This is a genomic window from Agrobacterium sp. K11 (genome assembly GCF_059429395.1).
This window is the reverse complement of sequence record NZ_JCAHRB010000003.1, coordinates 1-22,183: the sequence shown is the minus strand read 5'-3', so window position 1 is coordinate 22,183 and position 22,183 is coordinate 1. Positions and strand designations below refer to the sequence as shown.

The window sequence follows — 22,183 nt, the reverse complement described above, 5'->3', positions numbered from 1 at the left end:
AGGCGGTGAAATCTCAGCCGAGCGCGCCGCGTTGCAGGCTCATCAGCAGCACGAAACCGGCGCCCTTTGATGCCGGGCGGGGATCTGCCTTGTAAACTGCAAGTCCCGCCACCGGGCCTAGAAAGATCGATGCCATCAGCACCAGTCTCAGTGCGGAAAACAGGCCGTTGGAAAAGCTCGTCGTCATCGGCCGGTCCCTTACAGCACGACGGGGCAATTGGCGGCGGGTGCCGGGCTGTGCTGGCAGGCAAGCGCCGCACCCGCATTCACCCGCTGAAAGCTGCGGTTGGGATTAACGACGAGCGAGGCGAAGGACATGGCGAAGATCGCCATGAGAAACGCGAAGATTGCCAGCCGGCTGATCAACTTTGTCATGTCCATTCCCCTTTATTGGAGTTCATGGACAGAGTTTTGCCACACTCGGACTGAACGGACCCTGAGACCCCGGTTCATATGGTGTTCAGGGAGATTAACGGGATACTTCCAGTGTGAATTAGGGCGGAGGCTGACTTCAGCGGCCTCAAATCGCCTGCTTTTGCATCACGCCGGAGAGGCTACCGCACGGGCTGTAAGTTCGTTGACGAGGCCATCGAATGCTTCGGGATTGGCGATGTCGACGATCGGGACTTGATGGTGTCGCGCGGATGCCAGCATTTCGGTATTTTCGCGCAGGGACCGCTCAATGAAGGCGTCCATGATCCGGCGCTGGCCCGCCGTCGCATCTTTATATCCTGCATGCGCGCGCATTCTGTCGGAGAGAAAGTCATTCTGTGCGTGAAGAAAGATCCCGGCTACCGTGCTGCCCAGCAGGGGCGCTATAAATTCCGGCCGCAAGGCCGCGCCCTCGAAGATGACGATATTGCCGGTGCCTGTCTTGCTGTCGATCAGCCCGCGCACAAGCGGCCAGATATTCTGGTGATGCACCTTCAGAAACCAATGGATCGTTTCTGCCGACAGCTGCCTGTAATATTCCTCCACAGGCGCGGGTATGCCCGGCCATGGCCTCCCGGGGTGGCGTGCCAGGCTGTCGGTTGAAATTGCCTCGCAGTGGAGCTTTTCGCTTAACAGGCCGGCTAGGGTGCTTTTGCCGACATGGGACGTACCCGAAATCAGGATTATGGAAAGGGTGGCAGGCATGCGTCGCTCTTAAGAGTGTTCGTTCGGGCCGCGACGATACATCAACGGATATATGCGTTACACACGACGTCCGTCTGCGACGACGGACAGGCTGTTACAAGCCTGTCCGCCGCATCTTATCTCACAACCGCGTCCAGGTCTGCGATTTGCACAGGATTTTCAGCACGCAGCCCTTCATGCTCAGCGAATTGCCGGAAACGGTGCCGGAGCCGCTATAGGTCTTGTCATTGGCGGGATCGGTAATATCGCCCGAATAGCTGTTTCCCTTGCCGGAAAGCTTGCCGATCTGTTTTCCCGCATGTTTGCCTGTCTTCAGCGTCACGCAGAAAGCTGCGCCGCAGGGGCCGATTACGGCTGTCTCGCCGCTCGCCGTCTTCCAGTTGCCTTCAATGGGCTCAGCAGCAAAAGCAAGGTTGCTGCCGATCAGCAGGCCTGCGGCAATCATCATCACACGCTTCATAAAAACTCCTCCGTCCATGTCGCGCTTTGTTTGCCCGTTTCGTCCTCCGCACGGGCATGCGGATAGTATTTGACGTTCACGTAAAAGGAAACAGAAAATTCCAGCTGCGAGACGGCATTTGCGTCGGTCAGGAGAGCGGTAGAGGGGCAATTCAAAAAACCGTTGTTTGGATCGTGGTGAATGAAGGGTTGAAATCCAATTCTAAAGTTTTCGTAAAATTCGCTCGAAAGTCCTTAATTTCCGCACCTCGTGATATTTAACAAAAACCCAATTTTACCAATCGTTTGCAGTTTGTTTGCGGCCCATTAATCATGCCTTTTAAGCGCCCGTTGAAAGCCTCATGACATATTGGGGTCATCAAAAGCGCAGGGAAAACCTGCCGGCCGGAAGAACAAAAAAGCCGCAAAAGACGGCAGTTCCAAAGGTTAGCCTCGACAAGAAGGCACTTGATGAAACAGGCGAGAAGACAGGGATTAAAACAATGGCACGCTTTGAAATTCGCGATATCGAAATGGCAGTTGCCGGTGGCGAAACCCGCGCCGACACCCTTTGCAATCTCGGCCTGGTCTATGCGACCGGCCGGGGATGCAAGGTGGATCTGGTCGCCGCCCACAAATGGCTCAACATCGCCGCGATCCGCGGATCGGAAAGAGCCGCTTCGCTGCGAGCAGATCTTGCCCGCAACATGACCAAGGCGGAACTGGCCGAAGCGCTGCGTGCCGCACGCGACTGGATGACGATGCACTGACGCACCTTATCCGCGACAGAATTTCCGGTCCGGTTCCCTCCAGTCCCGATGACCGGTACAAACGAAAGTAAACCCGAAGGGGAATGCGGCGAGGGCTTTGAAACGAGCTTTTGCGCTGACACATCAAACCGCGACCGGCAGGAACAAGGCCGGCGCGGTTTTCTTATGTCTGGCGATGTCGGTTGATGGAAAACGATTCGCGAACAGGGGTTTGTCAGAGGATGTTGAATCGATGCACGCAATGGTCGATCGCGCCATATGCCGCCTGGCTCGCCATCCTCATCCCTTTGTCTGCCACGGGGATCCAGCCGGCACACGTCCGTGTGGCGAAAGACTCCTCTCAGCCCAAGGACTTGGGCTGGCTGGATTCCTGTGACAAGAACAGGAATGAGAAGGCACGCGAAACCTCAACCCAGCGCCTTGATGACCTTCGGCAATGCCTGTTCAAAAAGATCAAGCTTGTCATCAGGTCCCACACTCACACGAATGCAGCGGTTGAGCGGCGCCACGCCCGGCATGCGGATGAACACGCCATGTTCCATCAAGCCGTCGACGATGGCGCGGGCGTAAGTGCCGTCGCGCTGGCAATCGATGGTGACGAAATTGGTTGCCGACGGCAGGGGCGAGAGGCCGTTATTGCGGGCAATCGCGGAAATGCGATCTCGAGCCACCGCAATTTTTCCAACGACGTCATGCAGATAGGCCTGATCCTTCAGTGCCGCCAATGCGCCGGCGACCGAAACGCGTGCCATGCCGAAATGATTGCGGATCTTGTCGAAGGCTTCGACATTGCCGAGCGTGCCGATGGCATACCCCACGCGGGCGCCGGCAAGTCCGTAGGCTTTCGAGAAAGTCCGCATGCGCAGGATGTTCGGCTGGCCGATAAGGGCGTCGATGCTTGGCACGGCGCTGGCAGGTGCGGTCTCGCAATAGGCCTCGTCCAGAATGAGCAGGCAGGTTTCCGGCAGCGCACGGGCAAAGGCCACGACCTCGCTTGCCTCCCACCAGCTTCCCATCGGATTGTCGGGATTGGCGAAATAGACCAGCGGTGCATTTTCCCGGATGACGAGATCGAGAAGCCCGTCGAGGTTCTCGTGATCGTCGACATATGGCGTGGTCACGAGTTTTCCGCCAAAGCCGTTCACATGGTAGTTGAAGGTAGGGTAACCGCCGAGCGAGGTGACCACCGGTGTGCCCGGCTCAACGATTAGCCTGACGATCTCACCCAGCAAACCATCGACACCGCCGCCAATGGCGATATTGCCACGCGAAACGCCGTGGTGGATGGCGAGTGCTTCCTTCAGTTCGAAATTTTCCGGATCGCTGTACATCCAGGTCTCGGCCGCCGCATCCCGCATGGCCATAAGCACGGATGGGGCAGGGCCGAACCCGCTTTCATTGGCGCCTATCCGCGCTTCCACCTTCAGGCCGCGGCCCCGCTCGATGGCTTCCGGGCCGACGAAGGGGACGGTTGAAGGAAGAGAGACGGCTAGCGGCGTAAGACGTGAGAAAGCGGACATTGGCTGAGATTTCCAGTACCTGTTTGAAAACCCGGCACACAATAGGTGCAAAAAAACCGGACGCAAGTCGCGCCCGGTTACCGGATGCCTGTTTTGGAACAGTTTTTTCCACCGTCGCGCCGTGAGAGAAAAACTCGGCCGCGAATCGGCCGATGCGGCTCAGACGCTGGTCTCGAAACTCAGCCTGCGCACATGGTGCAGGAATTCCGCGTCGATCAACATGTTGAATCCGATGGTGACCTTTTCCTCTTCCCTGCGGATCAGGTTGCAGCCGATCTCATCGCGAATGCCGAGAATTTCCAGATAGAAGTTGGTGGGCATCTCCAGATGCGGGCTGACCTCGATCTCTGCGCCGTAAAGCGAGATGCTGCGCACCAGGCAGCGCATGGTATCCTTGGCGCTGAGGTGATGCCCGATGAAGGTGATCTTTCCGGGCCGGTCGATCTGAAACTTCTCGTATTGCTCGTCCTGCGGGACGCTTTGACGGTGATCAATATGTAAAGCCATGACAACCTCCCGGATTGCCTTTTCCTGATGCCGATTTTAACGCGGCTTCCTTGCCAGTGCGTGAAGGAAATCCGCGCAATTGTCTGTTGTGCGTCTCGACATGGGCCAGACCGCCTGTCGGAAGCCGATGTTTCCCTTGAGGAAATGCATCCGGCTCCTTCCGGTTGCAAGGGTGTCGCAGTCTGGGGTGATAATGTGTCATGCTTGCACCGGGCTGGTGGCGCTGTACGGTTGACGCGGGCCGTACTTGGCGTTACGCCTGATCCCGCAATATGGCTTCGCAGGGTGCGGCAAATCTGCCCATTGGCGATTGTTCTGGGAGTGAAATGTGGCGGGAAGGCTGGTAATCGTCGGGGCGGGGCAGGCCGCTTTCGCGCTGGCGGCAAAGCTCAGGGCGCTGAAGGATGAGCGCCCCATCACCATCATCGGCTCGGAGGATGCCTATCCTTATCAACGGCCGCCACTGTCGAAAAAATACCTTTTAGGCGAGATGAGCTTCGACCGGCTGATGTTTCGGCCTGAGGAGTGGTACGCGGAAAACAATGTCGATATCCGGCTCTCCACCTTCGTGGAGGAGATAGACCGCGCTGCCAAATCCGTTCGCATGCAGGATGGCAGCACGCTTTCCTACGACAAGCTGGTACTGGCGACCGGTGCTGCACCACGCGAGCTGCCCGCCAGCATCGGCGGCGATCTCGAAGGGGTTCTGACCGTCCGCGACAAGCGCGATGCTGACCGGCTGTTTGAGGAAATGAAACCCGGCCGCAGGCTGCTGGTTATTGGCGGTGGTTATATCGGTCTGGAAGCGGCAGCCGTCGCCCGCAAGCTCGGTCTCGAGGTCACGCTGATCGAAATGGCCGACCGCATTCTCCAGCGCGTGGCGGCAAAGGAAACCGCCGATATCATGCGCGGCATCCATCAGGAGCACGGCGTCTCCATCCGCGAAAAGACCGGCCTCGTGCGGCTCGTCGGCATGGATGGCCTGGTGGCCGCTGCCGAGCTTTCCGATGGTTCGGTGCTTGACGTGGATTTCGTCATCGTCGGCATTGGCGTAACCCCGAACGATCGCCTTGCCCGCGAATCGGGCCTCGATGTCGGCAATGGCATCGTGGTGGATGAACACACCCGCAGCTCTGACAAGGATATCCACGCGGTGGGCGATTGCGCGTTGCTGCCGTGGCGGGGCCAGCTTGTGCGTCTCGAATCAGTCCAGAACGCGGTTGATCAGGCCGAGGTCGCCGCGCATGTACTGGCAGGCGCTGAAGTCGCCTATGATGCCAAACCCTGGTTCTGGTCGGATCAATACGAGGTAAAGCTGCAGATCGCCGGCTTCAACCTCGGTTATGACGAGACGGTGCTGCGGCCCGGCGCGCGCGAAGGCAGCTGGTCGGTCTGGTATTTCCGCGACGGGCGATTCGTGGCGGTTGATGCCGTCAACGATGCCAAGGCCTATGTTTCCGGCAAAAAACTGCTCGATACCGGCGCTGAGCCGGATCGCGCCATCCTGGCGGACCCGTCCGCCGATCTGAAATTACTGCTTTCCTGAGGACATCATGCCCGCTCCCGAAAATCGTTTCAAAACAGCCATCCACGCCGGCAGGCCGCAAATCGGCCTCTGGCTCGATATGGGTGAGGCCATCACGGCGGAAATTGCCGGAACAGCGGGTTTTGACTGGCTGGTCATCGATGGTGAGCACGGCCCGAACGATCTTCGCAGCATCATCGACCAATTGCGCGCTCTCGCTACATCGCCCGCCGAACCGGTGGTGCGTGTGCCCGTTGGCGAAAGCTGGATGATCAAGCAGCTGCTGGACGCAGGCGCCCGCACGCTTCTGGTGCCCATGGTCGATTCGGCGGCGCAGGCTGAAGCTTTGGTCAGTGCTATGCACTATCCGCCGCGCGGCATTCGCGGCATGGGGGCGGCGGTTGCCCGCGCCTCAGCCTTCAACACCATAACCGATTATGCCGACAGTGCGTCCGACAGCGTGTGCCTGCTGGTGCAGGCCGAAACGCGCGCCGCGATCAATGATCTCGACAATATTCTTGCGGTGGAAGGTGTGGACGGCATCTTCATCGGCCCGGCCGATCTTGCTGCGGATATGGGCTATCTCGGCAGGCTCGACGAGCCGGAAGTGCAGGCCGTAATCGAGGCAGCGATCGTCAAGATCGTGGCGGCCGGCAAAGCTGCGGGCATTCTTACCTTCAACGAGACCTTCAATCGCCGTTATCTGGAACTCGGCGCATCTTTCGTGGCTGTTGGCGCCGATGTCACGGAGTTTTCCAATACACTGCGTGCGCTCTCCAGCCGCTACAAGGGCGGCTCAGCGCCTGCGCCATCCAAATCCGGATATTGAGTCTTAGTCATCGTTGCTGGCGTTCAGCTTTTCCGGCGGAATGCCTTCTTCGCCGGAAGCGAGATAACCGTTATTGATGAGTGCGGCGCGGACGATGCGCTGGATAGCCTCATCCCTGTCAATGCCGTGATCTCTCGCGAAATCAGACAATGCCTCTTCAAGATCGCTGCTGAACACCATTTCCGCCCCCCGTTCGTCAATTCTCTGAAATATATGCGAACAGGCAAGGCGGAACGTATCCCGCCTTGCCTGAATTCTAGCCTCTAGTGCGGCAATCAACGCCAGCGATAAAGGCTGCTGTTCGAAGAACTCTGCTGAGTACCAGCGCCGACCGCATAACCGATCGCAAAGCCGAGTGCGCCGACGATCGTCAGCAGCGAGGTTGCAGTGCCGGGGTTTTCCTTGACTGCTTCCACAACGTTCTGGCCCTGGGCGCGCACATTGCTTGCCGCCTTGCGAACGCGGCCACGAGCCTCGTCCAGAAATTCGGATGCATCTTCACCAACGCCTTCCGCACGAGCGGAAACGGACTTGGAGAGAGACGAAATCTGCGAGCGCAACTCCGCGATCTGGTTTTCGATCGTATCTTCGACAACATTCAGTTTGGTCTGAGCCATTAGAACACCTCTTTTTGTTACCGAAGCCAGAACGTGCCGGAAGAGAAGAAGTTCCCCAATGGCCCGCAAAGTTTCGCTGGCGGGTGTTCGGCCAACAGGTTTTTCGGCTTCTTGGCGAAAAACCCTTGCATTCATTTTTTTAAAGCAATAATCAGGCCGCACCGGAGAGGTGGCCGAGTGGTCGAAGGCGCTCCCCTGCTAAGGGAGTATACGTCAAAAGCGTATCGTGGGTTCGAATCCCATCCTCTCCGCCATCAATTTCAATTAAGAGATTGATGGCACTGCGGAAATCGACCCGCGTTCTTCCGCTTCCCCATTTCCTTCCCCACTTTGAGCGTCGAATATCTGCGAACTTTGGTGAACAGCTGCGACCTTTATGCAATAGTTGCGCAGGTGTGAGCGGCGATGGACCGAATCGCAGTCAGCGCTTCGACATTCTCCAACATGGGCTACTGCTTGATGGAAGTGCTTCCTACTCTGAGCGACGAGCAACGAAATACGCTGTTGCAGAGTTTGATGGAAGTGGGCGTCTCTAAGCCAATTGGCTATCTGCCGCTGTACACGATCGAAAAGTTCTTACGACTTACACCGGAAGCTCTTGCCGACGCTGCGGCAAAGCTTGGTCTTGCAACGGTTCAGTTCGATGTGGCTGCCTGTTGCATCAAGAGCGGTGCACTTTATGCGTATCATCGGCAGGCGCTTGCGAGCCTTTTGCACGTAAATGCTCCTACCGTTCATGCCACTGGGCTACCGTTAGACCCGGATGAATTTGTATCTCACATCGCCACGAGGTGGTTTGATGAGCAACACCCAGGATATCCGGTCATCATCGCTGCTTTTGGCGACGAGGCTTGACGAGCGGCCAATCAGATCGTCGCGTGGCGGTAAAGCCCTTTGCCAACCCTTGCGCGAGTTTTCGTGACGTGCATTCTTGATACTAGGATGGGTGTGACATAGGGGGATTAGAGATTGGCGTTTGAAGACAAACCGATGGCTTCGGCAAGCCTCGAAAAGGATGGTGACGGTTGGCTTGTGGTGACTTTTAACATTGGTGGAAAAGCTCGCCGGGAACGTTTCTTTTATTCCAAGGCCGAAGCTGACGCCTATTTGCTGACTCAGCATGCGCTGGTTCGCGAAGAAGGAGCCGGCTGACGATAGTTACCGATCTTCCCCACTCATCTGAGTGGACAGACGGCGGCTCGAACCTCCCCTATTCGGAGTTTTACCGTGAGCGTGCAAGGCGCCGGGCGGCTTTGATTCCTTTTGATTAAATTCAAAGCCTCGCTTGTGCGTATGTCTCGATCTAGTGTCGTCTCGGCTGTAGCGTTCGACTTATGACTTTAAATTTGTGTTGAACGTCTCGCGGTCAATACATCATCCGCTACTGGTAGCGGTCGTGGTTTACGTCATCCATTTCCTGAGGGGTCGCAATTGGAAGCAGTCAGTGAAGAACGTCTTGCTGAAATGGGCGAACAACTCCGCAAATGGCAAGAGGCGGCCCTAGATAGATTGATGTCGGGGAACGATGGGCCGGTTCCGCCTTCGCCGGTTTTTACGGCAGAAGAAATATCTGCTTGGGGGGAGGCGTTCGCTGCAAACATAGAAGAGAGAATGGCATCGGCCTTTGGTGGGAGGGAGGCTTACGATAGACAAAAAGTTCAAGCCCAAGCGATTTACCAAGCTCAAGTAGAGGCGGACCGTTCAGTAGCACTTGTACGAACAAGTGTCGTTGAGGAGCATCTGCGTTTGGCGATCGAACGTCATTTTCCGGGTCTGGCTACGGACCCAAAAGTGATTGATCGTATATTCGATCCGATGAAGAACGGGCCACTCAGCACCTTCACTGCTCGCGTAGACGTAGCTTTTGCTCTGGGTATCATCGGGAAGGGTGCGTTGACTGCGCTGAAGAAGATTGCCGAGATTCGCAATCTTTTTGCGCATCGACTGGAGATAAACGCGTTCGACCATCCCGAAATTGTTAAACTGGTGGGGAAGCTTACGTACATCGATTTTGCGATAACTGGTCCAGATGATGAGGGTATCATTCATGTTTGGCAGCGCAATCCAAACAACGAGGTGAGGTGCGGCCTCGGGTATCGTGCAGTAGACAATCCGCTCAGCCAAAGAGGAAAATTCGAGCGAACGTGTGAGTTCCTGCAAAGAGCGCTTCGCGAGGCGCATCCAGCCCTGTCTCATCCCGATTTGCATGAAGGCGATACATCGTAAACCAATACGCATCTTCTGCGCGGTTGCCAATCTGCCGCGTGGCGGTCATTCTTCCAGCCTTAACCATCGCGGAGAATGTTTCTTCAATCCTTTGGCAGCATACTCGGCTCATGCAACGCGGGGTGGCTCATGAAGGGGTTTATGATTGCGGTTGGCATTATGCTCCTCGCCGGATCAGCAATGTCAGCAAACACGCCATGCAGCGGCAAGAAGGGCGGCATAGAGCGATGCCAAGGCGATACCTTCATTTGTATGGATGGGTCGGTCAGCGCCAGCAAGAAGTCCTGCATAGCCACGATGGGCAGTCTCGGAGTGATTGGGTCGGGAGCCGCTGATATGGTACCTACGACTTCAAAGGACTGTTCATGCCGTGGCGGGTCTTACTGCACCGGCCCGCGTGGAGGGCAATACTGCCTCAAAGAAGATGGTGGGAAAAGCTACCTCAGGAAGTAGCGCGCCGGCGCTCTACCAGTACCCTAAGTCAATCGTTGCGCCGCCGTTACATGCCGTGCATTCTTGAGTACTGGCGTAGGTAACTGTGGAGAACGAATGGCTGCACCAATGTCGAAAAGTGCGCTTCTTGCGCTTGATCACGACACGAGGGCATTCACACTTGTCGGTGGGTTTATGGGTTACTTCGCTCTCCTTGAGGCTGGGATCAACGGCGCTATGGGCGACGTGCTGGACGTCGAGCCGCCCAAGCTATCAATCATCACAAGAAACATGTCCCTGAATGACAAGATCAATGCGCTTCGGTCGCTGGTGAACTACTACGTCACTGACAAAGCCAAGGCAGACGAATTCGACAAATGGGCCGTGCGAGCTCGAAAGATTTCCGAAACCAGGAACATTGTTGCTCACACCGCCTTTAGAGCAAGCCCCAAAACTGACGGCGTAGAGTTTTTCACGATCGAGGCCAAGAAACACCTCAAATTCGCAGAAACGGACTGGACCGTAGAGGAATTCCTAGCTCGTATAGACGAGATCCAGACGGTCGATAACAACCTACGCTCCATCAAGAGCAGGATGTCTCTCCAGCGGATTGCGGAAGCTCTAATGAGGTCTCCACCTCGTGGCGCTTTCGGTGGTCTTTTCGGGTTAGGCGCCGCGCTAACCAGTGATGAAAAAAGCTAGAAGGTGTTCAGGTTCTCCACAGTATGGAGGCCCACAGGAGTTTGAGCCAAAAGAAAAGACCATACCCCTGAAGGTCGGCCAATCCTCTTGCGCCGGTTCATCGGTGGCCGTGCGCTCTCACAACGCATGATAATGGATGAAGACAACTGCATCAATTTTTGTGAGCTTTCTGGCAGCGCAGCGTCAATAAACGGAACTAGGCTTCCGTTATGCCTTCTCTCATTTTCCTCCAACGGAGTAAAAGTCGGCCGATGTCTGGGAACGCTTGCGATTTCAGTTTTTTAAGGTTCTAGACTGACTGGAAAAAAGCCGACGCTCGATTTTTCTACCCGGCATACTGAGTCAAAAAAAGCGGGAACCGGGATTTTTCAGCCCATGGACTGACGCAAAAAAGCCGGAACGTGGGTTTCACGCTTCCCACAACCTTCTGTTGACGCTAACATTCGCTAACAGGCAGCTCGCATCACGTTCGCATTGCATGTCGTGAAGCCACGAGCATACGGTCCAATCCGCCTCAATCAAATATCCGCAGGTCGGTCACCTTGCTCCCGAAAAACGCCTGTGGCTCTGAAGGCTCGAAGCCTCTTTCGTTCTCCTTGACGGAGACGCAGGCCCTAGCCTTTTCGTACAGGCTTTTCCAAGTCCCTGCTTCTTTCAAGTTTTGAAAAACGCATTCATCCCAGTAAGGGAACTCGAAATCAGACGAGCACCCAAAAGAAGTTCGATCGCTTCTGGCAGAGGTGAGGATAATTCTGCTCGCCCCTTTCATCTCGTCGTTGATGAATTGACCAGAGTAACAGGCCGAAATGAGGATGACGGTTTTTCGCTTAGGGCAACCGTCCTTCAAAAGCTCATTCAGTAACGAGGGGCCGACGTTTGAATTGGCCCGTCTGATAAAAACTCCCGCGGCTTTTTGGCCATGCGACGTGAAGTAAATAAGACAATTGCTTCTAGTCTGACCCCTAAGGCCTCTTATAGACGCAATTATATTGTCAGCGGTATTCTCGTGGACTCGCCGTCCTCCGTCTACGAGGCGGTCATCGTTAGTTAACTGGACTATCGAGGATGCCACTGGACTGAATTCTTGGGAAAGCTTGGCGCGTGCATTATCAAAGACCGCAATTTCACTATCACCTGAGATAGCTACTACCGCCCAATCAGTCGATGACGCTTTCTCAATGGTGAGGACCAACAACAGAACCGCATTCAACAAAGTCACAATCCCGCGCACGGCACACTCCACCTAGTCGTTTATTCAGCATGGCGCGCTTTAGCAAATTTTCAAGGTACGACGTTTGAAATGCCAATGTTTACTAGCTGGTACGCCTAACTTGTCGGGGGCAGTCGAACGCTGCGCCCTGGCGGTAGACCGTACCCAGAGGGCAGCGGTAGAACGCGCCGAATACCACTTGCTCAACAGGACCTATTTAACCGTCTGTGATTCAAGCACCGGATGCTCCATTTACTCTTCCTAATAAAAATTCTAGTTGAGTAGACTCGACTCCAATCTCTCTGCGTGTTTTTTGTAATCACGGGGACGTTATTGGGGGCTTTTTTGACAATTGTTTATTTGAGGGTGCTCGGCGCCCTATTCATTTCGTGCGCCTTGAGCGCATGCACCACGTCGCGTGAGGCATTTAACGCCAATCCGAAGTCGATCGATAAGCCGACGCTCTGTCGCACATATTTGCAAAGCCAAGATCCAGCGTTTCAGCAGGACCTCGCAAAAGAACTCAGCCGGCGCGGTGTGCAGTTCTATCAATGTCCAGAGATGGTTCGGAACCAGGATGCAGCGGCCGCAGCCCTGGTCGCCGTGGCGCTTGTGGGAACGGCTATCGCCGTTTGTGCGAACAATCATTGTGGAGGCGGGGGATACCCGCCGACACGCTACCCTGGCAATTGCTACTCCTATTATGACAGAGCAGCGGATGGCAGCCTTTGTGGACACCGCAGTGCGATGTCTCGACCGGGCGGCTATTACTAAAGATGAGGGGGGCGTTAATGCGCACAAAATTCCTGATTACTGCTTTCGTAGCGTTTCTTTCTCCGACCGCCAATTCGTTTGCGTGGGACGGCGTCGATGCTGCTAGCGGAAATGACGTTGAAATAGGGAGCGGTAATCTGGTTCGCCCAGGTAGCGATATCGAGGTTTATGATTACGGCTCCGGCTCGTATCGTGACGTTGAAGTCCAATCAATTAGACGCTCTGGGTCGTCCGTCGAAGTCGAAGTTTATGATAGTGAAAGCGGTGAGTACCGCACGTTCGAAATGGAGGACGAATAGCTGCATCCATCACGGGCAAGCGAATTTACCAAAAGTAGCATGAGCTCATCACAAAGGTATTAGCATTGACAAAGGTAATCGTTGTCGAAGGGATTTCCAGTTCTGGAAAGACGTCTTCCATCAGAAAATTTGCCGAGAACCATGGCATTTTCGCTCCATTGTCTCCGAGAGACTTTATTTTGGTAATAACCATTCAGAAACACGGAAAATCGCATAAGATTTGCGTGGTAACCGGTGGTGACAATCCGTCGATGATAAAGGCTGGTGTAGATTTCGGATTGTCGCAATCGGTAGACGTCATCGTCTGTGCTACGAAATCAAGCGGCGCTACGGTTGCGTATATGAATTCGCTCGTCTCCACCCATGGCCTCAACCGAGTTACCATTCCTACCAATTGGGTAGACCCTACTTTGAGCAGTCAAACGGCAGAGCATATCCGGGTGGCATCTGAAATAGATAAGAATATTCCGTAAGTAGGTCTGTCGCCCGCCGGCATCAGCAAATGCTACTGGCGGAATCGATCGGAGGAATGAGATGCAAGTCGTGCAGGAGCTTGAAATTGTGGAGGTCAGTCATGCACTCCATCCCACACGTCGCGTTGTCATCCTACAGAGGAAAGATGGCTTTTACAGCTGGGCGGAGCAGTATTACTATGTGTCGGAGGACGATGGTGACGTCGTAGCCGAAGGTTGGTGCACACTCCCCGCTGAAGGTATTTACGCGGACTTACGCGCTGCCGTGTTTGAGGGGCGTACCGCCTTCTCACGCCAGCATGGGATTCCTTAATGATATTCCTAGTTTCTGCCAAGGCGCATGGCAACGTGGTTTTCGGGCCATAGACTGACGCAAAAAAAGCAGGAACACAGCGCCTCATCGATTTTCACTAGCCGCTTGAAGCCGTCACACAACCTCTTGAATCCCGTAACGTGCTGGGTTCGATCGCATGTGAACTGATATAGCTAGGCGCCTAACCATGTGTCCGATTGGCATAATAAGAGCACAATCACTGTAGGGAAGATTGGTGTCGCCGTCTGCAAAAGCAAGTCCCATTGCTTTGCCATCTGAATCTCTGCTGAACTTCAATATCGCGTCGGTGTGGTATGGAGAATTGAGAACCTTTTCACCGGCCCAAATGGCGTAAGTGTGTGGTTCTGACGCCAGCGAGGTTTCATCGTGTTGGACTGAGAAGCCATAGCGAAGTAGCCGGTCAGATAGCAGGTTGTAGACAAGATGATATCCTGTGAAGACCAAAGTCGATCGCAACTCTCCGTTTGGTTCTCGCAGTGCCAGCGCCTGGCCCCGCGCTATCCGAGTTTTGAATGTATTCCTGTTTATCCCCAACAGTTCTGGAACGTTAGTTATGCTCGGCATTCCGATGTGCCAGTGCTCGTTGAGGTATTCAAAAGCTTGGATGTGCAGGTCGGTCGCAGCGTCGTTATTCATAGGGCACCTTATTAGGTTTCATTGAAACCAAAATGGTCTCAATGAAACCATCTGTCAAGATGCTCTATCAGTCACCCCTCTGGCCGTAAGGGCAATCTGTGTGAAGATGGCGTGCACGGTGCTTTCGTCGCAGTAGAAGTATGCTCGGCAGTCGCTGAGCCGGTCATGAACCCACCGCGTGAGCGTCAACACGTCATCGAACGTTGATAGCTGGTAGGCGAAGATTGCCGCCTCCATTCGCTCCACGACGGTCTTTGCATCCTGGCAACGCGCCTCTTGAGCGAGGTATTCGGGCGACGGGTCTACACGGAAGCCGGAAGGATCAAGGTCGAACAGTTTCCCCCATTCCGCGCTGTCAGCCTCATAGGCCAGTGTGTGAAGCTCGATGAGGTGAGAGAGCGTTACGTGGTCGGCGGTGTCGGCAAGGGCGGTGACGGTCGGGGTGGCGGCGGCAATGACGGCGGCCTTCATGAAGGTGCGGCGGTTCATTGTGATTTACCTTTCGGGCGATAGGCAAGCGCGCAGTGGGCGGCGCAGTAGGGTTTGCCGTCAATGGCGGGGGAGCCGCAAAACACATGCGGCTCGTGACGCGCGGGGGAAGTGAGGGGATAGCGGCAATCGCTGGTCTTCAGCAGGTGAAGCGGGCGGCCTTCGGCAAGAGCTTCCGTCATGCCTTGGTTCCACCCGGCATGTAGAGGCCGATGACAGCGCCAACGAGCTTGCTCTCCAGATAGTCGAAACTGAAGGGGCCTTCAGCCCAGCCGCCGCCCCATTGAGGCACCATGCCCTTGCGGTTTGCTTCAGCGGCAGTGGCAAGCCAGTCTTGGAACTCTGCGGGTGTCGTGGTCCTCATAGAGCCGACATGCCAGCGTGGTTCTTCACCGGCCTTTTGCCATGCACTGTGGCGGGCTTGGCAGACATTGCGCCGGTCGCCGATCCACTCGATGACATAGATATCGCCCACGCGGGGCGTCCGGTCTTCGGTGTCGATCACCACGACCTCCCCCGGCTCGATGAAGGGGAGGCTATGACGGTCCGTCACCTCGAAGGCGATGCAGTGCGGCGGCAGGGTCCGGTAGACGTTCAGCGTGTTGTGCTGTTGCGGTCGGTTGATGAGAGCATTCATATGGACACCCTCCCGCCCATGTCTATTACTTGCTGCACGAAGCGGGCCATCTCGCCAACAACGCCTTCGCAGCGAGTGAAGCTGTCCATATAGCCGGTCGCGTTGATGGCCTCTGCTTTGATGAGCAATCCTTCGGGACCGCATGCGGGTATCTTTGAAACATCACTGCATGCGGCGAAGAACTTTTCCTTGGCATCCTCGATACGGCGTTTTGCTGCCTCGACGCCGGCGGCCCTACGCAGTCGGGCGGTTTCCTTCTCATAGGTGCGTGCGAGCTCGACGCGCTGGCTGTATTCACGAATGTTGCGGTCAATGACTTCCTGCGATTGAGCAATAGCTTCGGGCGTCCTGCCTCGTGGCTTCCGTTGCTGAAAATCTTCCAGCCAGCTTTGGGCCTCCGTCGTCGTGATGATGGAAAAGCAGTCGCGCCGGTCAACCTTTCGGAACTGTGGTGAAAGACGCTTGGTGAGAGTTGAGCAATCCCGAAGGATGAAATTGCCGATAATGTCTGTTTCGCCTACCGCGTGCCCCATATGGCGGTCAGCCCCAGCTGGGCCAAGCAGTTCTTCGGGAGCGAGCGGCCACAGGTGCCGCCACTCGTCAGCTATCCACTCCAGCGCGTCCTTTGCATTATGCAATTCAGCCTGAGCATCCCGCAGGCGGGCATACGCCGCCAGCAGATCGGGGTTTTCAGCAATTGGCGCAGGCGCTGCGGCTTGGGCCTGAATTGCTGTTACAGCAACGCAGGCGCCAGCAGTGACGGGCAGAGAGGCGGCAGCAGCGCCGCCGAGGAAAGTTCTACGGGTCGTTTTCATGCCTTTGCCCTCAGATCGAACACGCCGAGCTTGGTCAGCATTACGGTGTGCCCAGCAGACGAGGAAGGCAGCACAACGGCCTGAAACGCGCCGTTCTGATAGCCGCTCAACGTTTCGGAGAGCTCCCACGACAGGCGCTCGATATGATCCACCGCCAGTTCATCCGGCTTCTGCCCCATGGGGTAAGCACCGAACCCAGTGAAAGCTTGCGGTCGCGGCGGCATGACATGGGCAAACCACGTTGCATCGTCGCAATCGTCCAGCGTGGCCGAAAGCTCCTTCATCAGACGGCGCGCCTTGGTCCACGGATGTTCCTCGGTACCGGGAATAGCAAAGCTGGCGTAAATGCCATGCTTGTTGGCCGTAACGTAGTCGATCATCAGATCGGGATTATCCCGGATGATTTTCACTGCTTCTTCAAGAAGAGCATCGATCCGCATCTTCGGGGATTGCACTTCAACGGGCATAGCTTCGCCAGCGGCCGGAATCGTGTTCGGCATGATGGTATCTCCTCTTTGTGGTCTGTCTGGTTCAGTGCGCCGTAAGGGCGACGATTTCGGATTTGATAGAAGCGCGACGGGCGGCAGCGCTGTAGCGGAATGAAAGCGTGTCGGTATCGGCCAGAGCGGCACGGAGAGCGCGAAGACGGCCACCGGCAGGTGTATCGGCCAGCGTGGCAACTTTGGCAGCTACGGCGGCTTTGGTGCGGTTCTGCTTGGCAACGCGCCATGCGGTCTTGAGGCAGGCCGAGAACGAGGCGTCCACAATGCCGTGCTCGATCTGCCATGCAGCGTACTGGCGGCGGATATAGCGGTAGCGCTCCCATGCATCAGACATGATTGCTGCTAGGTCGAATTTGGGCATGCCTTCGGCGGTGACCGGAACGGTGGTGTTCGGCATTGCTTTGTCCCTCAGAATTAACTATGTTGTACTTTAGGTATAACGAACGTATTGTATGGTGTCAACCATTAGGGTACGTTTATTATACGAAAAGTTACATTTAGGAGTTACGCATGATAACCGCCGCCCAGATAAAGGCAGCACGCGCCCTAGTAGGGCTTACGCAAGATGACATCGCGAAGGCCACGGAGCTTTCCGTTCAGACGATTAAAAGGATGGAAGGTGTTGGTACCGAGCGCAGCACCGCCGGCAACGTCGATGCCGTTAAGAAAGCACTACAGGCGGCTGGGGTGATGTTCTTAGAAGACGGCGAAGCAACGAGTGGCGGCCCCGGCGTGCGCCTTGCAAAGAAGCATGCTTGATGCCTCCAGTCTTCAACCCGCGCGACATGAGCCGAACCTCTGCCGGCAAGACCTACAACATGGTCAAGAAGAATACCCAGCCGCCAGCGGATCAAGGCGGGTGGATGGCTATCACTCGTGAGCTTCTGGAATCCGCAGCCTATCGATCGCTTTCTGTGAACGCCCGCAAGGCGCTGGATCGGCTGATTATCGAGCACATCTCACATGGCCGTTCCGAGAACGGTAAGCTTATAGTGACGCACGACCAGTTCTACGCTTACGGGGTGACCTTCAGCAGCATAGCCGATGCTCTGGACGAACTGGCCTACAAACGGCTTGTGAAGATGACGAAGGGTCGCGCTGGCAATGGCACCGCACACCCTACAGTTTTCACCCTTACCTTTGATGGCACTCATGACGGTGCACCGGCAACAAACGAATGGCGGCGGTTCACGATGGCAGAAGCCCGCTTGTGGTCTGAGGTGGTCAGAAAGCAACTGGCTGACGCACGCTCGAAACCGGGCAGGAAGAAAAAAAGCCCGCTACGTGATTCCGTAGTCCGCCCGCTACGGGTTCCCGTAGTCCGTCGCCAAAACGGGGAGTGACAGGTGGAAAATTGTCCTTTGTTTTCAATGCAACAACCGACTACGGAAACCCGTAGTGCTATATATACTCTGGTGAGGGAGTGCAGCGGATGAGCAATGACGCCGACAAGCTAACGCTGTTCACATGGAAGCAGCCGGAATGCAGGCTGATACCCTTTCCTATGGTCAATCGGATAGGTCGCATTAGGGATACTGCGGCCAAGATGCTCGACAAGCCGACGGAAAAGAGCGCAGAGCATTACCGCCGGCAAGTCGATGAAGCCATCACGGGCCAGCTAACAAAAATCGGCCTGTCGGGCGAAGCGATCGAAATTGAGCGGGCAGCATTCTGGAGAGCGGTTGGCGCAGAGATGATGTTGCGGCAGTCGTGAGTGGTGCTGCCGACAACTGATGGTTTGCTAGGCGAGCAACAATCAGAGGTTTCATAATCAATTAGCTTTCTAGGACTATTTGTCACTCAATTGAGTGAGGGGCAAATGCTGAGACAATCCACAATTTTCAAATACTGGGACACCGTTTGGTGTATCGCTGCCTCGAAACACGTGCAGGAATTCATGATTGGTTATACGAGGCGCCCGTTGAGGTTTCGCCAAGGTGAGTACCGACGAAAACATGGGTATCAATACTCGGTTGTACTGGCGAACGGCCTGACAAAAGACGAAGCCCATCAACTAGAGCAGTCAATTCAGGACCTGATCAAGTCGGATAAGCGGCTCAATATTTATCGAAAGTACAACCCTGAACGTAGAGATGGCCGCTACTATCCTAGTGAAGGGCCTACTAGTCAGCAGCAGTTGGACCCACTTCATTCCGTCTACATGGCTTGGTGGTGCGACGAATGAAACGAATTTTTTGTTTGGTTTTGATCGAGTGCGGTCTAAACGAGCATTGCCCTGCTAGCCCACGATCAGCGGAGGTCTGCCATGAATACGTTGGTTGAACGGTCGATGGAAAAGATCGACGAGGATGACCTGAATCGCTTTGCGAACGCGGCGCTAGAAAGGTTGGCAGAAATTTACGAACGAGCACCAGTCGCGGGACTATATCGCGATAGGCTGCTTATGCTCACTTTGGCTCAAGGTGGCGCACTGCACTTCTTGGATCAGAAGAATGGCCTGAAGGATATCGACGTTTGGGCGTTCTACCGCGGCGGCTTGGAGAAACCTTTCCCCTTTCGAGCCGTGTGGACTAAGGATTTTGGGCAATCGAAGTTTGGGAGAAACCCTCATGACGGTGGGTTTTCCGGGCGGAGAATGGACATTATCGGTAGAGCGGTTGAATGCCGCCCTGAGGATGATTTGATCACTCCAACAATGAGATGGCTGCATGGACACAGCAGATCGGCGTGGGCGCTCCGACAGAAGGCCGTGGTTTGCATTTATCCGCCCTCAGTCCGTGGGCGCGTTTTGATAAAACCCCAGTACTGAACTCCTTCTCTCGTCAAGACGGTGGAAATAATGTTTTTCTCCTACCTCGCTAGAATTATTGCTGCGCTTTCTTTGTTGATCGGCGTCTCCCAACTGCTTCTTGGAATATCTATAGGCGAGGGCCTGTTTCTCCCCTACGAGCAGGCGTTGGCGCGTTATGCACCGGGTTCGAAAAGCGCAGGCGCCGTGATAGATCGAGGCGTATATGCCATCGTCGTCGCAACAATTCTCGGAGCCGTGGCCGAAGTCAGCTTCCGTTTGAGGCAGATGCAAAGAGACCGGTGAGATGATCAGAGTTCTTTTCTCAATAGGTGCGGTTGCTGCGTTTACGTTATTTCCTGTTATTTTAACGGCTGGGCAAGGCGTATCTTGTGCATCGCTTATTGTCATTGATGGCGACACGATCAAATGCGACGGCCAAAACCTGCGGCTGCTGGGCGGCGGGGTGCCGTTCAAGTCTGGCGTGGATGCGCCCGAGATGGGAAGCCGCGCCAAATGCGACTATGAGCGGGATCTAGCGCTGAAGGCGAAGGCCAGGCTGAAAGAACTGCTGCTGGCCGGCGTGCCTCGCATTGAGGACAGCGGCGCGAGGGACCGGACGCAAAGCCGCCGACCGCTCGTCAACATCTACCTTCCCGATGGCCGGGAAGCGGGGCAGGTTCTCATGTCGGAAGGACTGGCGCGAGAGTGGCGTCCGAAGCATCACATTGATTGGTGCCACGGCGACGCTGTATAAGCCGTGGAATGACCAGCGAGAATTATGCCCGCATTCGAATCTATGAGCTGATCGATGGCGAGCCGCTATCTTCAATGCTCGATTTCCCGCTTTCGCATTTCGGGACCTGCCCTAATGTGGGTGACACACTCTGTCTCGATATGCCGACCACAAAATTCTATTCGGTCAGCCGCCGGTACTACGTGAGAATGAAGGGATGGGCGATTGTCGTCAGAGAGGTTCCAGCTTCCCCGCAAATAGACAGCGTCATGAGAGCTTGGAAAGAAGATGATGATTGGGACGCCGAGATAGATGCGGAAGAAGAAGCAGAGCGGCTAGAGGCGAGGCGGAAAGAAGACGAGCGTCGAAATCTCATATTCGGCAAACCTCCGAGCGAGTTTGCATTCGACTATTGGGAAGAGCCCATTATGCAGCACTTAGCTAAAATAGGCGTGAACAAGCCTGTCCGAGCGAGCGCGCTAAAAGGGCTGGGTGACAACACCCGTAAGAAACTTGAAAGACGTGGATTTATCGCTGTCCAGACGGGACAAGGCCAAAAAATCAATCATGTAGTCTCACTCACCAGCGCTGGCGCTCACGCTTGGAAAGCGCTTTTGGCCTACCGCAAGCGCGTTGAGGCCGCGAAGAACCATCGCTGATGGGTCAGAAGAGTAGCAGCAATCTATAACCGCTACGACAACGCCGATGAACCGCATCAAATATGCCAAATTCAGCAAAAGTCAGTCTTGAATTTTCATGCCAAATGTAGCATAAGTTAAGCGCTTGGTCTGGACCGAAAGGGGGCCGAGCGGTGCTAGTTAACAATAAAACCTACGGAGTAAGCCAATGCCCATTATTGCCAAACAAAACAGAGGAAATTTGAGCAATGAAAGACGTAGTATTTGTGGGAAGCAGTTTAGATGACATCAAGAATTTTCCCGAGGACGTAAAACGAGAAGTTGGATTTGCGATTTACACCGCTCAGGGCGGGGGAAAAGCAATTAACGTTACGCCAATGCTTGGCTTCGGCGGAGCTGGCGTGTTGGAAGTAATATCAAATTGCGACGGCGACACCTATAGATCTGTGTATACCGTCAAGCTTGGTGATATTATCTACGTGCTCCACGCTTACATGAAAAAGTCTCTGCGGGGTGCTAAAACTCCTCCTAAAGATATGAGGCTCATTAGGGAGCGCCTTAAGCAGGCTGAACAGAAACATTTCCAGGATTTGGAAACAGAGAAAGTTACGAAAAATGGTCGACAACAAACTTGATGACGTGAAAATCGTCAGAAGTTCGGGCGACATTTTTGCTGATCTTGGCGTCGAATTGGACGCCAAGGAGAAGCTCAAAATTGATATTGCCCGAAGAATTTCTGCTGCCATTGAGCAGCGGAAGTTAACACAGAAAGACGTGGCTAATATTCTGAAGACAGATCAGGCGAAGATTTCCAATATCACTCGTGGAAAATTGAAAGATTTCACCGTCGACAGGCTCGTTAATTACTTGATTGAGCTTGGGATCGATATTGATGTCAGGCTTGGTGAAACTCATGGTAACCGCCGCGGGAAATTGACTGTCAGTGCTTCCCGTGCAGCACGATATGGATGATGATCGGGACCGAATGCTTCTCCTCTCTCTATTCTCTTTGCGCTTGCCAACCAGGCAGGTAGGGCCGATGTGAAGCCCTCCTGCCGGGAGGGGTCCTTCTATCTTCCCTAAAGAGGGAAGATGTTTTGAGCAGCCTTAGAAACAAAGCCTTCTGTTAATTCGTAAGCGCGATTTTCGATGCGCCTAGACGGCCTCTTCAGGCGTAATCGCGCACG

Annotated in this window: 36 protein-coding genes and 1 tRNA gene; 21 read left to right on the top strand and 16 right to left on the bottom strand. The window is 55.0% G+C overall.

What is annotated here, in order from left to right; genetic code table 11:
- Positions 1-13: 13 nt before the first annotated feature.
- From AC5SEO_RS05265 to AC5SEO_RS05250, 4 genes are all read right to left on the bottom strand, one after another.
- Positions 14-187 carry a hypothetical protein gene (locus AC5SEO_RS05265; RefSeq protein ID WP_003509979.1) on the bottom strand — a complete coding sequence of 58 codons (174 nt, stop codon included), beginning with the start codon at positions 185-187 and terminating at the stop codon, positions 14-16.
- Between the two features lie 11 nt (positions 188-198).
- A complete protein-coding gene (locus AC5SEO_RS05260; protein WP_013635780.1) occupies positions 199-381 on the bottom strand; it encodes a hypothetical protein in 183 nt (60 codons plus the stop codon).
- Between the two features lie 159 nt (positions 382-540).
- Complete coding sequence (locus AC5SEO_RS05255; protein WP_174068108.1) at positions 541-1,137, bottom strand: hypothetical protein; 597 nt, start codon at positions 1,135-1,137, stop codon at positions 541-543.
- 121 nt (positions 1,138-1,258) lie between these two features.
- Positions 1,259-1,597, bottom strand: a complete 339-nt coding sequence (locus AC5SEO_RS05250; RefSeq protein ID WP_013635782.1) for a DUF2147 domain-containing protein — start codon at positions 1,595-1,597, stop codon at positions 1,259-1,261.
- Positions 1,598-2,078: 481 nt separating this feature from the next.
- On the opposite strand from AC5SEO_RS05250, the gene AC5SEO_RS05245 reads away from it, so the two are divergent.
- Positions 2,079-2,345, top strand: a complete 267-nt coding sequence (locus tag AC5SEO_RS05245; RefSeq protein ID WP_003496982.1) for an SEL1-like repeat protein — start codon at positions 2,079-2,081, stop codon at positions 2,343-2,345.
- Between the two features lie 407 nt (positions 2,346-2,752).
- Here the strand turns inward: AC5SEO_RS05245 and AC5SEO_RS05240 are convergent, their stop codons facing one another.
- On the bottom strand, positions 2,753-3,865 hold the full coding sequence (locus AC5SEO_RS05240) for a pyridoxal phosphate-dependent aminotransferase (RefSeq protein WP_313595756.1): 1,113 nt from the start codon (positions 3,863-3,865) through the stop codon (positions 2,753-2,755).
- A 159-nt stretch (positions 3,866-4,024) separates the two neighbouring features.
- Positions 4,025-4,372 (bottom strand): hypothetical protein, encoded by a 348-nt coding sequence (locus tag AC5SEO_RS05235; RefSeq protein ID WP_013635784.1) that lies wholly within the window; start codon positions 4,370-4,372, stop codon positions 4,025-4,027.
- Between the two features lie 328 nt (positions 4,373-4,700).
- Between AC5SEO_RS05235 and AC5SEO_RS05230 the strand changes: the two genes are divergently transcribed.
- Positions 4,701-5,918, top strand: a complete 1,218-nt coding sequence (locus AC5SEO_RS05230; RefSeq protein ID WP_111789344.1) for an NAD(P)/FAD-dependent oxidoreductase — start codon at positions 4,701-4,703, stop codon at positions 5,916-5,918.
- 7 nt (positions 5,919-5,925) lie between these two features.
- Entirely contained in the window at positions 5,926-6,726 is an 801-nt protein-coding gene (locus tag AC5SEO_RS05225; RefSeq protein ID WP_111796138.1) for an aldolase/citrate lyase family protein, read from the top strand.
- A 3-nt stretch (positions 6,727-6,729) separates the two neighbouring features.
- Here AC5SEO_RS05225 and AC5SEO_RS05220 read toward each other — a convergent pair whose 3' ends face one another.
- Positions 6,730-6,906, bottom strand: a complete 177-nt coding sequence (locus AC5SEO_RS05220) for a hypothetical protein (protein ID WP_013635788.1) — start codon at positions 6,904-6,906, stop codon at positions 6,730-6,732.
- Positions 6,907-7,001: 95 nt separating this feature from the next.
- The gene (locus AC5SEO_RS05215) at positions 7,002-7,343 is read right to left on the bottom strand and encodes a hypothetical protein (protein WP_003512218.1); all 342 of its coding nucleotides are present in this window, start codon (positions 7,341-7,343) and stop codon (positions 7,002-7,004) included.
- 163 nt (positions 7,344-7,506) lie between these two features.
- Here AC5SEO_RS05215 and AC5SEO_RS05210 point away from each other — a divergent pair.
- The 6 genes from AC5SEO_RS05210 to AC5SEO_RS05185 all read left to right on the top strand — a co-directional run bounded on the left by AC5SEO_RS05210 (position 7,507) and on the right by AC5SEO_RS05185 (position 10,703).
- Positions 7,507-7,597: transfer RNA gene (locus AC5SEO_RS05210), tRNA-Ser, on the top strand.
- A gap of 151 nt (positions 7,598-7,748) precedes the next feature.
- The gene (locus AC5SEO_RS05205) at positions 7,749-8,198 is read left to right on the top strand and encodes a hypothetical protein (RefSeq protein ID WP_174068110.1); all 450 of its coding nucleotides are present in this window, start codon (positions 7,749-7,751) and stop codon (positions 8,196-8,198) included.
- 114 nt (positions 8,199-8,312) lie between these two features.
- On the top strand, positions 8,313-8,495 hold the full coding sequence (locus AC5SEO_RS05200; protein WP_174068111.1) for a hypothetical protein: 183 nt from the start codon (positions 8,313-8,315) through the stop codon (positions 8,493-8,495).
- A gap of 279 nt (positions 8,496-8,774) precedes the next feature.
- Positions 8,775-9,569 (top strand): hypothetical protein, encoded by a 795-nt coding sequence (locus AC5SEO_RS05195; protein ID WP_174068112.1) that lies wholly within the window; start codon positions 8,775-8,777, stop codon positions 9,567-9,569.
- 75 nt (positions 9,570-9,644) lie between these two features.
- A complete protein-coding gene (locus AC5SEO_RS05190) occupies positions 9,645-10,022 on the top strand; it encodes a YdcA family protein (protein WP_495363796.1) in 378 nt (125 codons plus the stop codon).
- A 96-nt stretch (positions 10,023-10,118) separates the two neighbouring features.
- Positions 10,119-10,703 (top strand): hypothetical protein, encoded by a 585-nt coding sequence (locus AC5SEO_RS05185; RefSeq protein ID WP_174068113.1) that lies wholly within the window; start codon positions 10,119-10,121, stop codon positions 10,701-10,703.
- Positions 10,704-11,217: 514 nt separating this feature from the next.
- On the opposite strand, the gene AC5SEO_RS05180 is transcribed toward AC5SEO_RS05185, so the two are convergent.
- Positions 11,218-11,913, bottom strand: a complete 696-nt coding sequence (locus AC5SEO_RS05180; RefSeq protein ID WP_495363795.1) for a C13 family peptidase — start codon at positions 11,911-11,913, stop codon at positions 11,218-11,220.
- Between the two features lie 791 nt (positions 11,914-12,704).
- On the opposite strand from AC5SEO_RS05180, the gene AC5SEO_RS05175 reads away from it, so the two are divergent.
- Both AC5SEO_RS05175 and AC5SEO_RS05170 read left to right on the top strand, forming a co-directional pair.
- The gene (locus AC5SEO_RS05175) at positions 12,705-12,986 is read left to right on the top strand and encodes a DUF5334 family protein (protein ID WP_174068115.1); all 282 of its coding nucleotides are present in this window, start codon (positions 12,705-12,707) and stop codon (positions 12,984-12,986) included.
- Positions 12,987-13,051: 65 nt separating this feature from the next.
- On the top strand, positions 13,052-13,459 hold the full coding sequence (locus AC5SEO_RS05170; RefSeq protein ID WP_174068116.1) for a hypothetical protein: 408 nt from the start codon (positions 13,052-13,054) through the stop codon (positions 13,457-13,459).
- Positions 13,460-13,886: 427 nt separating this feature from the next.
- On the opposite strand, the gene AC5SEO_RS05165 is transcribed toward AC5SEO_RS05170, so the two are convergent.
- Genes AC5SEO_RS05165 through AC5SEO_RS05135 form a run of 7 tightly spaced genes read right to left on the bottom strand, consistent with a single transcriptional unit; the run spans position 13,887 to position 17,270 of the window.
- Positions 13,887-14,429, bottom strand: coding sequence for a hypothetical protein (locus AC5SEO_RS05165; protein ID WP_174068117.1), 543 nt, complete (start codon positions 14,427-14,429; stop codon positions 13,887-13,889).
- Positions 14,430-14,483: 54 nt separating this feature from the next.
- Positions 14,484-14,918: a hypothetical protein gene (locus AC5SEO_RS05160; RefSeq protein ID WP_174068118.1), complete on the bottom strand. Its 435-nt coding sequence runs from the start codon at positions 14,916-14,918 to the stop codon at positions 14,484-14,486.
- Positions 14,915-15,100 carry a GcrA family cell cycle regulator gene (locus AC5SEO_RS05155; protein WP_112161921.1) on the bottom strand — a complete coding sequence of 62 codons (186 nt, stop codon included), beginning with the start codon at positions 15,098-15,100 and terminating at the stop codon, positions 14,915-14,917. The genes AC5SEO_RS05160 and AC5SEO_RS05155 overlap by 4 nt, the downstream gene beginning before the upstream one ends.
- Complete coding sequence (locus AC5SEO_RS05150) at positions 15,097-15,555, bottom strand: S24 family peptidase (protein WP_174068119.1); 459 nt, start codon at positions 15,553-15,555, stop codon at positions 15,097-15,099. The genes AC5SEO_RS05155 and AC5SEO_RS05150 overlap by 4 nt, the downstream gene beginning before the upstream one ends.
- Positions 15,552-16,370 carry a hypothetical protein gene (locus tag AC5SEO_RS05145; RefSeq protein ID WP_112161923.1) on the bottom strand — a complete coding sequence of 273 codons (819 nt, stop codon included), beginning with the start codon at positions 16,368-16,370 and terminating at the stop codon, positions 15,552-15,554. The genes AC5SEO_RS05150 and AC5SEO_RS05145 overlap by 4 nt, the downstream gene beginning before the upstream one ends.
- Positions 16,367-16,870 carry a hypothetical protein gene (locus AC5SEO_RS05140; RefSeq protein ID WP_421460943.1) on the bottom strand — a complete coding sequence of 168 codons (504 nt, stop codon included), beginning with the start codon at positions 16,868-16,870 and terminating at the stop codon, positions 16,367-16,369. Before AC5SEO_RS05140 ends, AC5SEO_RS05145 begins: the two co-directional genes overlap by 4 nt.
- A 31-nt stretch (positions 16,871-16,901) precedes the next feature.
- On the bottom strand, positions 16,902-17,270 hold the full coding sequence (locus tag AC5SEO_RS05135) for a hypothetical protein (protein ID WP_174068121.1): 369 nt from the start codon (positions 17,268-17,270) through the stop codon (positions 16,902-16,904).
- A gap of 113 nt (positions 17,271-17,383) precedes the next feature.
- Here AC5SEO_RS05135 and AC5SEO_RS05130 point away from each other — a divergent pair, with 113 nt between their 5' ends.
- From AC5SEO_RS05130 to AC5SEO_RS05085, 10 genes are all read left to right on the top strand, one after another.
- Entirely contained in the window at positions 17,384-17,632 is a 249-nt protein-coding gene (locus tag AC5SEO_RS05130) for a helix-turn-helix domain-containing protein (protein WP_174068122.1), read from the top strand.
- Positions 17,632-18,216, top strand: coding sequence for a hypothetical protein (locus tag AC5SEO_RS05125; protein ID WP_174068123.1), 585 nt, complete (start codon positions 17,632-17,634; stop codon positions 18,214-18,216). Before AC5SEO_RS05130 ends, AC5SEO_RS05125 begins: the two co-directional genes overlap by 1 nt.
- Before the next feature lie 89 nt (positions 18,217-18,305).
- Positions 18,306-18,587 (top strand): DUF6074 family protein, encoded by a 282-nt coding sequence (locus AC5SEO_RS05120; protein WP_174068124.1) that lies wholly within the window; start codon positions 18,306-18,308, stop codon positions 18,585-18,587.
- 105 nt (positions 18,588-18,692) lie between these two features.
- A complete protein-coding gene (locus tag AC5SEO_RS05115) occupies positions 18,693-19,058 on the top strand; it encodes a hypothetical protein (protein WP_174068125.1) in 366 nt (121 codons plus the stop codon).
- 81 nt (positions 19,059-19,139) lie between these two features.
- Positions 19,140-19,643: a hypothetical protein gene (locus AC5SEO_RS05110; RefSeq protein ID WP_236771152.1), complete on the top strand. Its 504-nt coding sequence runs from the start codon at positions 19,140-19,142 to the stop codon at positions 19,641-19,643.
- Between the two features lie 30 nt (positions 19,644-19,673).
- Complete coding sequence (locus AC5SEO_RS05105; protein WP_174068126.1) at positions 19,674-19,928, top strand: hypothetical protein; 255 nt, start codon at positions 19,674-19,676, stop codon at positions 19,926-19,928.
- 1 nt (position 19,929) lies between these two features.
- Entirely contained in the window at positions 19,930-20,379 is a 450-nt protein-coding gene (locus tag AC5SEO_RS05100) for a thermonuclease family protein (protein ID WP_236771154.1), read from the top strand.
- A gap of 8 nt (positions 20,380-20,387) precedes the next feature.
- Complete coding sequence (locus AC5SEO_RS05095) at positions 20,388-21,017, top strand: hypothetical protein (protein WP_174068127.1); 630 nt, start codon at positions 20,388-20,390, stop codon at positions 21,015-21,017.
- Between the two features lie 227 nt (positions 21,018-21,244).
- Positions 21,245-21,631 carry a type II toxin-antitoxin system RelE/ParE family toxin gene (locus AC5SEO_RS05090; RefSeq protein ID WP_174068128.1) on the top strand — a complete coding sequence of 129 codons (387 nt, stop codon included), beginning with the start codon at positions 21,245-21,247 and terminating at the stop codon, positions 21,629-21,631.
- A complete protein-coding gene (locus tag AC5SEO_RS05085) occupies positions 21,612-21,968 on the top strand; it encodes a helix-turn-helix domain-containing protein (protein ID WP_174068129.1) in 357 nt (118 codons plus the stop codon). The genes AC5SEO_RS05090 and AC5SEO_RS05085 overlap by 20 nt, the downstream gene beginning before the upstream one ends.
- The last annotated feature ends 215 nt before the right edge of the window (positions 21,969-22,183 follow it).

Excerpts from the sequence above, each read along its gene's own strand:
- AC5SEO_RS05265 (WP_003509979.1), bottom strand. The coding sequence starts at position 187 with ATGACGACGAGCTTTTCCAACGGCCTGTTTTCCGCACTGAGACTGGTG.
- AC5SEO_RS05260 (WP_013635780.1), bottom strand. The coding sequence starts at position 381 with ATGGACATGACAAAGTTGATCAGCCGGCTGGCAATCTTCGCGTTTCTC.
- AC5SEO_RS05255 (WP_174068108.1), bottom strand. The coding sequence starts at position 1,137 with ATGCCTGCCACCCTTTCCATAATCCTGATTTCGGGTACGTCCCATGTC.
- AC5SEO_RS05250 (WP_013635782.1), bottom strand. The coding sequence starts at position 1,597 with ATGAAGCGTGTGATGATGATTGCCGCAGGCCTGCTGATCGGCAGCAAC.
- AC5SEO_RS05245 (WP_003496982.1), top strand. The coding sequence starts at position 2,079 with ATGGCACGCTTTGAAATTCGCGATATCGAAATGGCAGTTGCCGGTGGC.
- AC5SEO_RS05240 (WP_313595756.1), bottom strand. The coding sequence starts at position 3,865 with ATGTCCGCTTTCTCACGTCTTACGCCGCTAGCCGTCTCTCTTCCTTCA.
- AC5SEO_RS05235 (WP_013635784.1), bottom strand. The coding sequence starts at position 4,372 with ATGGCTTTACATATTGATCACCGTCAAAGCGTCCCGCAGGACGAGCAA.
- AC5SEO_RS05225 (WP_111796138.1), top strand. The coding sequence starts at position 5,926 with ATGCCCGCTCCCGAAAATCGTTTCAAAACAGCCATCCACGCCGGCAGG.
- AC5SEO_RS05220 (WP_013635788.1), bottom strand. The coding sequence starts at position 6,906 with ATGGTGTTCAGCAGCGATCTTGAAGAGGCATTGTCTGATTTCGCGAGA.
- AC5SEO_RS05215 (WP_003512218.1), bottom strand. The coding sequence starts at position 7,343 with ATGGCTCAGACCAAACTGAATGTTGTCGAAGATACGATCGAAAACCAG.
- AC5SEO_RS05205 (WP_174068110.1), top strand. The coding sequence starts at position 7,749 with ATGGACCGAATCGCAGTCAGCGCTTCGACATTCTCCAACATGGGCTAC.
- AC5SEO_RS05190 (WP_495363796.1), top strand. The coding sequence starts at position 9,645 with ATGTTTCTTCAATCCTTTGGCAGCATACTCGGCTCATGCAACGCGGGG.
- AC5SEO_RS05185 (WP_174068113.1), top strand. The coding sequence starts at position 10,119 with ATGGCTGCACCAATGTCGAAAAGTGCGCTTCTTGCGCTTGATCACGAC.
- AC5SEO_RS05175 (WP_174068115.1), top strand. The coding sequence starts at position 12,705 with ATGCGCACAAAATTCCTGATTACTGCTTTCGTAGCGTTTCTTTCTCCG.
- AC5SEO_RS05165 (WP_174068117.1), bottom strand. The coding sequence starts at position 14,429 with ATGAATAACGACGCTGCGACCGACCTGCACATCCAAGCTTTTGAATAC.
- AC5SEO_RS05160 (WP_174068118.1), bottom strand. The coding sequence starts at position 14,918 with ATGAACCGCCGCACCTTCATGAAGGCCGCCGTCATTGCCGCCGCCACC.
- AC5SEO_RS05155 (WP_112161921.1), bottom strand. The coding sequence starts at position 15,100 with ATGACGGAAGCTCTTGCCGAAGGCCGCCCGCTTCACCTGCTGAAGACC.
- AC5SEO_RS05150 (WP_174068119.1), bottom strand. The coding sequence starts at position 15,555 with ATGAATGCTCTCATCAACCGACCGCAACAGCACAACACGCTGAACGTC.
- AC5SEO_RS05145 (WP_112161923.1), bottom strand. The coding sequence starts at position 16,370 with ATGAAAACGACCCGTAGAACTTTCCTCGGCGGCGCTGCTGCCGCCTCT.
- AC5SEO_RS05140 (WP_421460943.1), bottom strand. The coding sequence starts at position 16,870 with ATGCCGAACACGATTCCGGCCGCTGGCGAAGCTATGCCCGTTGAAGTG.
- AC5SEO_RS05135 (WP_174068121.1), bottom strand. The coding sequence starts at position 17,270 with ATGCCGAACACCACCGTTCCGGTCACCGCCGAAGGCATGCCCAAATTC.
- AC5SEO_RS05130 (WP_174068122.1), top strand. The coding sequence starts at position 17,384 with ATGATAACCGCCGCCCAGATAAAGGCAGCACGCGCCCTAGTAGGGCTT.
- AC5SEO_RS05125 (WP_174068123.1), top strand. The coding sequence starts at position 17,632 with ATGCCTCCAGTCTTCAACCCGCGCGACATGAGCCGAACCTCTGCCGGC.
- AC5SEO_RS05120 (WP_174068124.1), top strand. The coding sequence starts at position 18,306 with ATGAGCAATGACGCCGACAAGCTAACGCTGTTCACATGGAAGCAGCCG.
- AC5SEO_RS05115 (WP_174068125.1), top strand. The coding sequence starts at position 18,693 with ATGCTGAGACAATCCACAATTTTCAAATACTGGGACACCGTTTGGTGT.
- AC5SEO_RS05110 (WP_236771152.1), top strand. The coding sequence starts at position 19,140 with ATGAATACGTTGGTTGAACGGTCGATGGAAAAGATCGACGAGGATGAC.
- AC5SEO_RS05105 (WP_174068126.1), top strand. The coding sequence starts at position 19,674 with ATGTTTTTCTCCTACCTCGCTAGAATTATTGCTGCGCTTTCTTTGTTG.
- AC5SEO_RS05100 (WP_236771154.1), top strand. The coding sequence starts at position 19,930 with ATGATCAGAGTTCTTTTCTCAATAGGTGCGGTTGCTGCGTTTACGTTA.
- AC5SEO_RS05095 (WP_174068127.1), top strand. The coding sequence starts at position 20,388 with ATGACCAGCGAGAATTATGCCCGCATTCGAATCTATGAGCTGATCGAT.
- AC5SEO_RS05090 (WP_174068128.1), top strand. The coding sequence starts at position 21,245 with ATGAAAGACGTAGTATTTGTGGGAAGCAGTTTAGATGACATCAAGAAT.
- AC5SEO_RS05085 (WP_174068129.1), top strand. The coding sequence starts at position 21,612 with ATGGTCGACAACAAACTTGATGACGTGAAAATCGTCAGAAGTTCGGGC.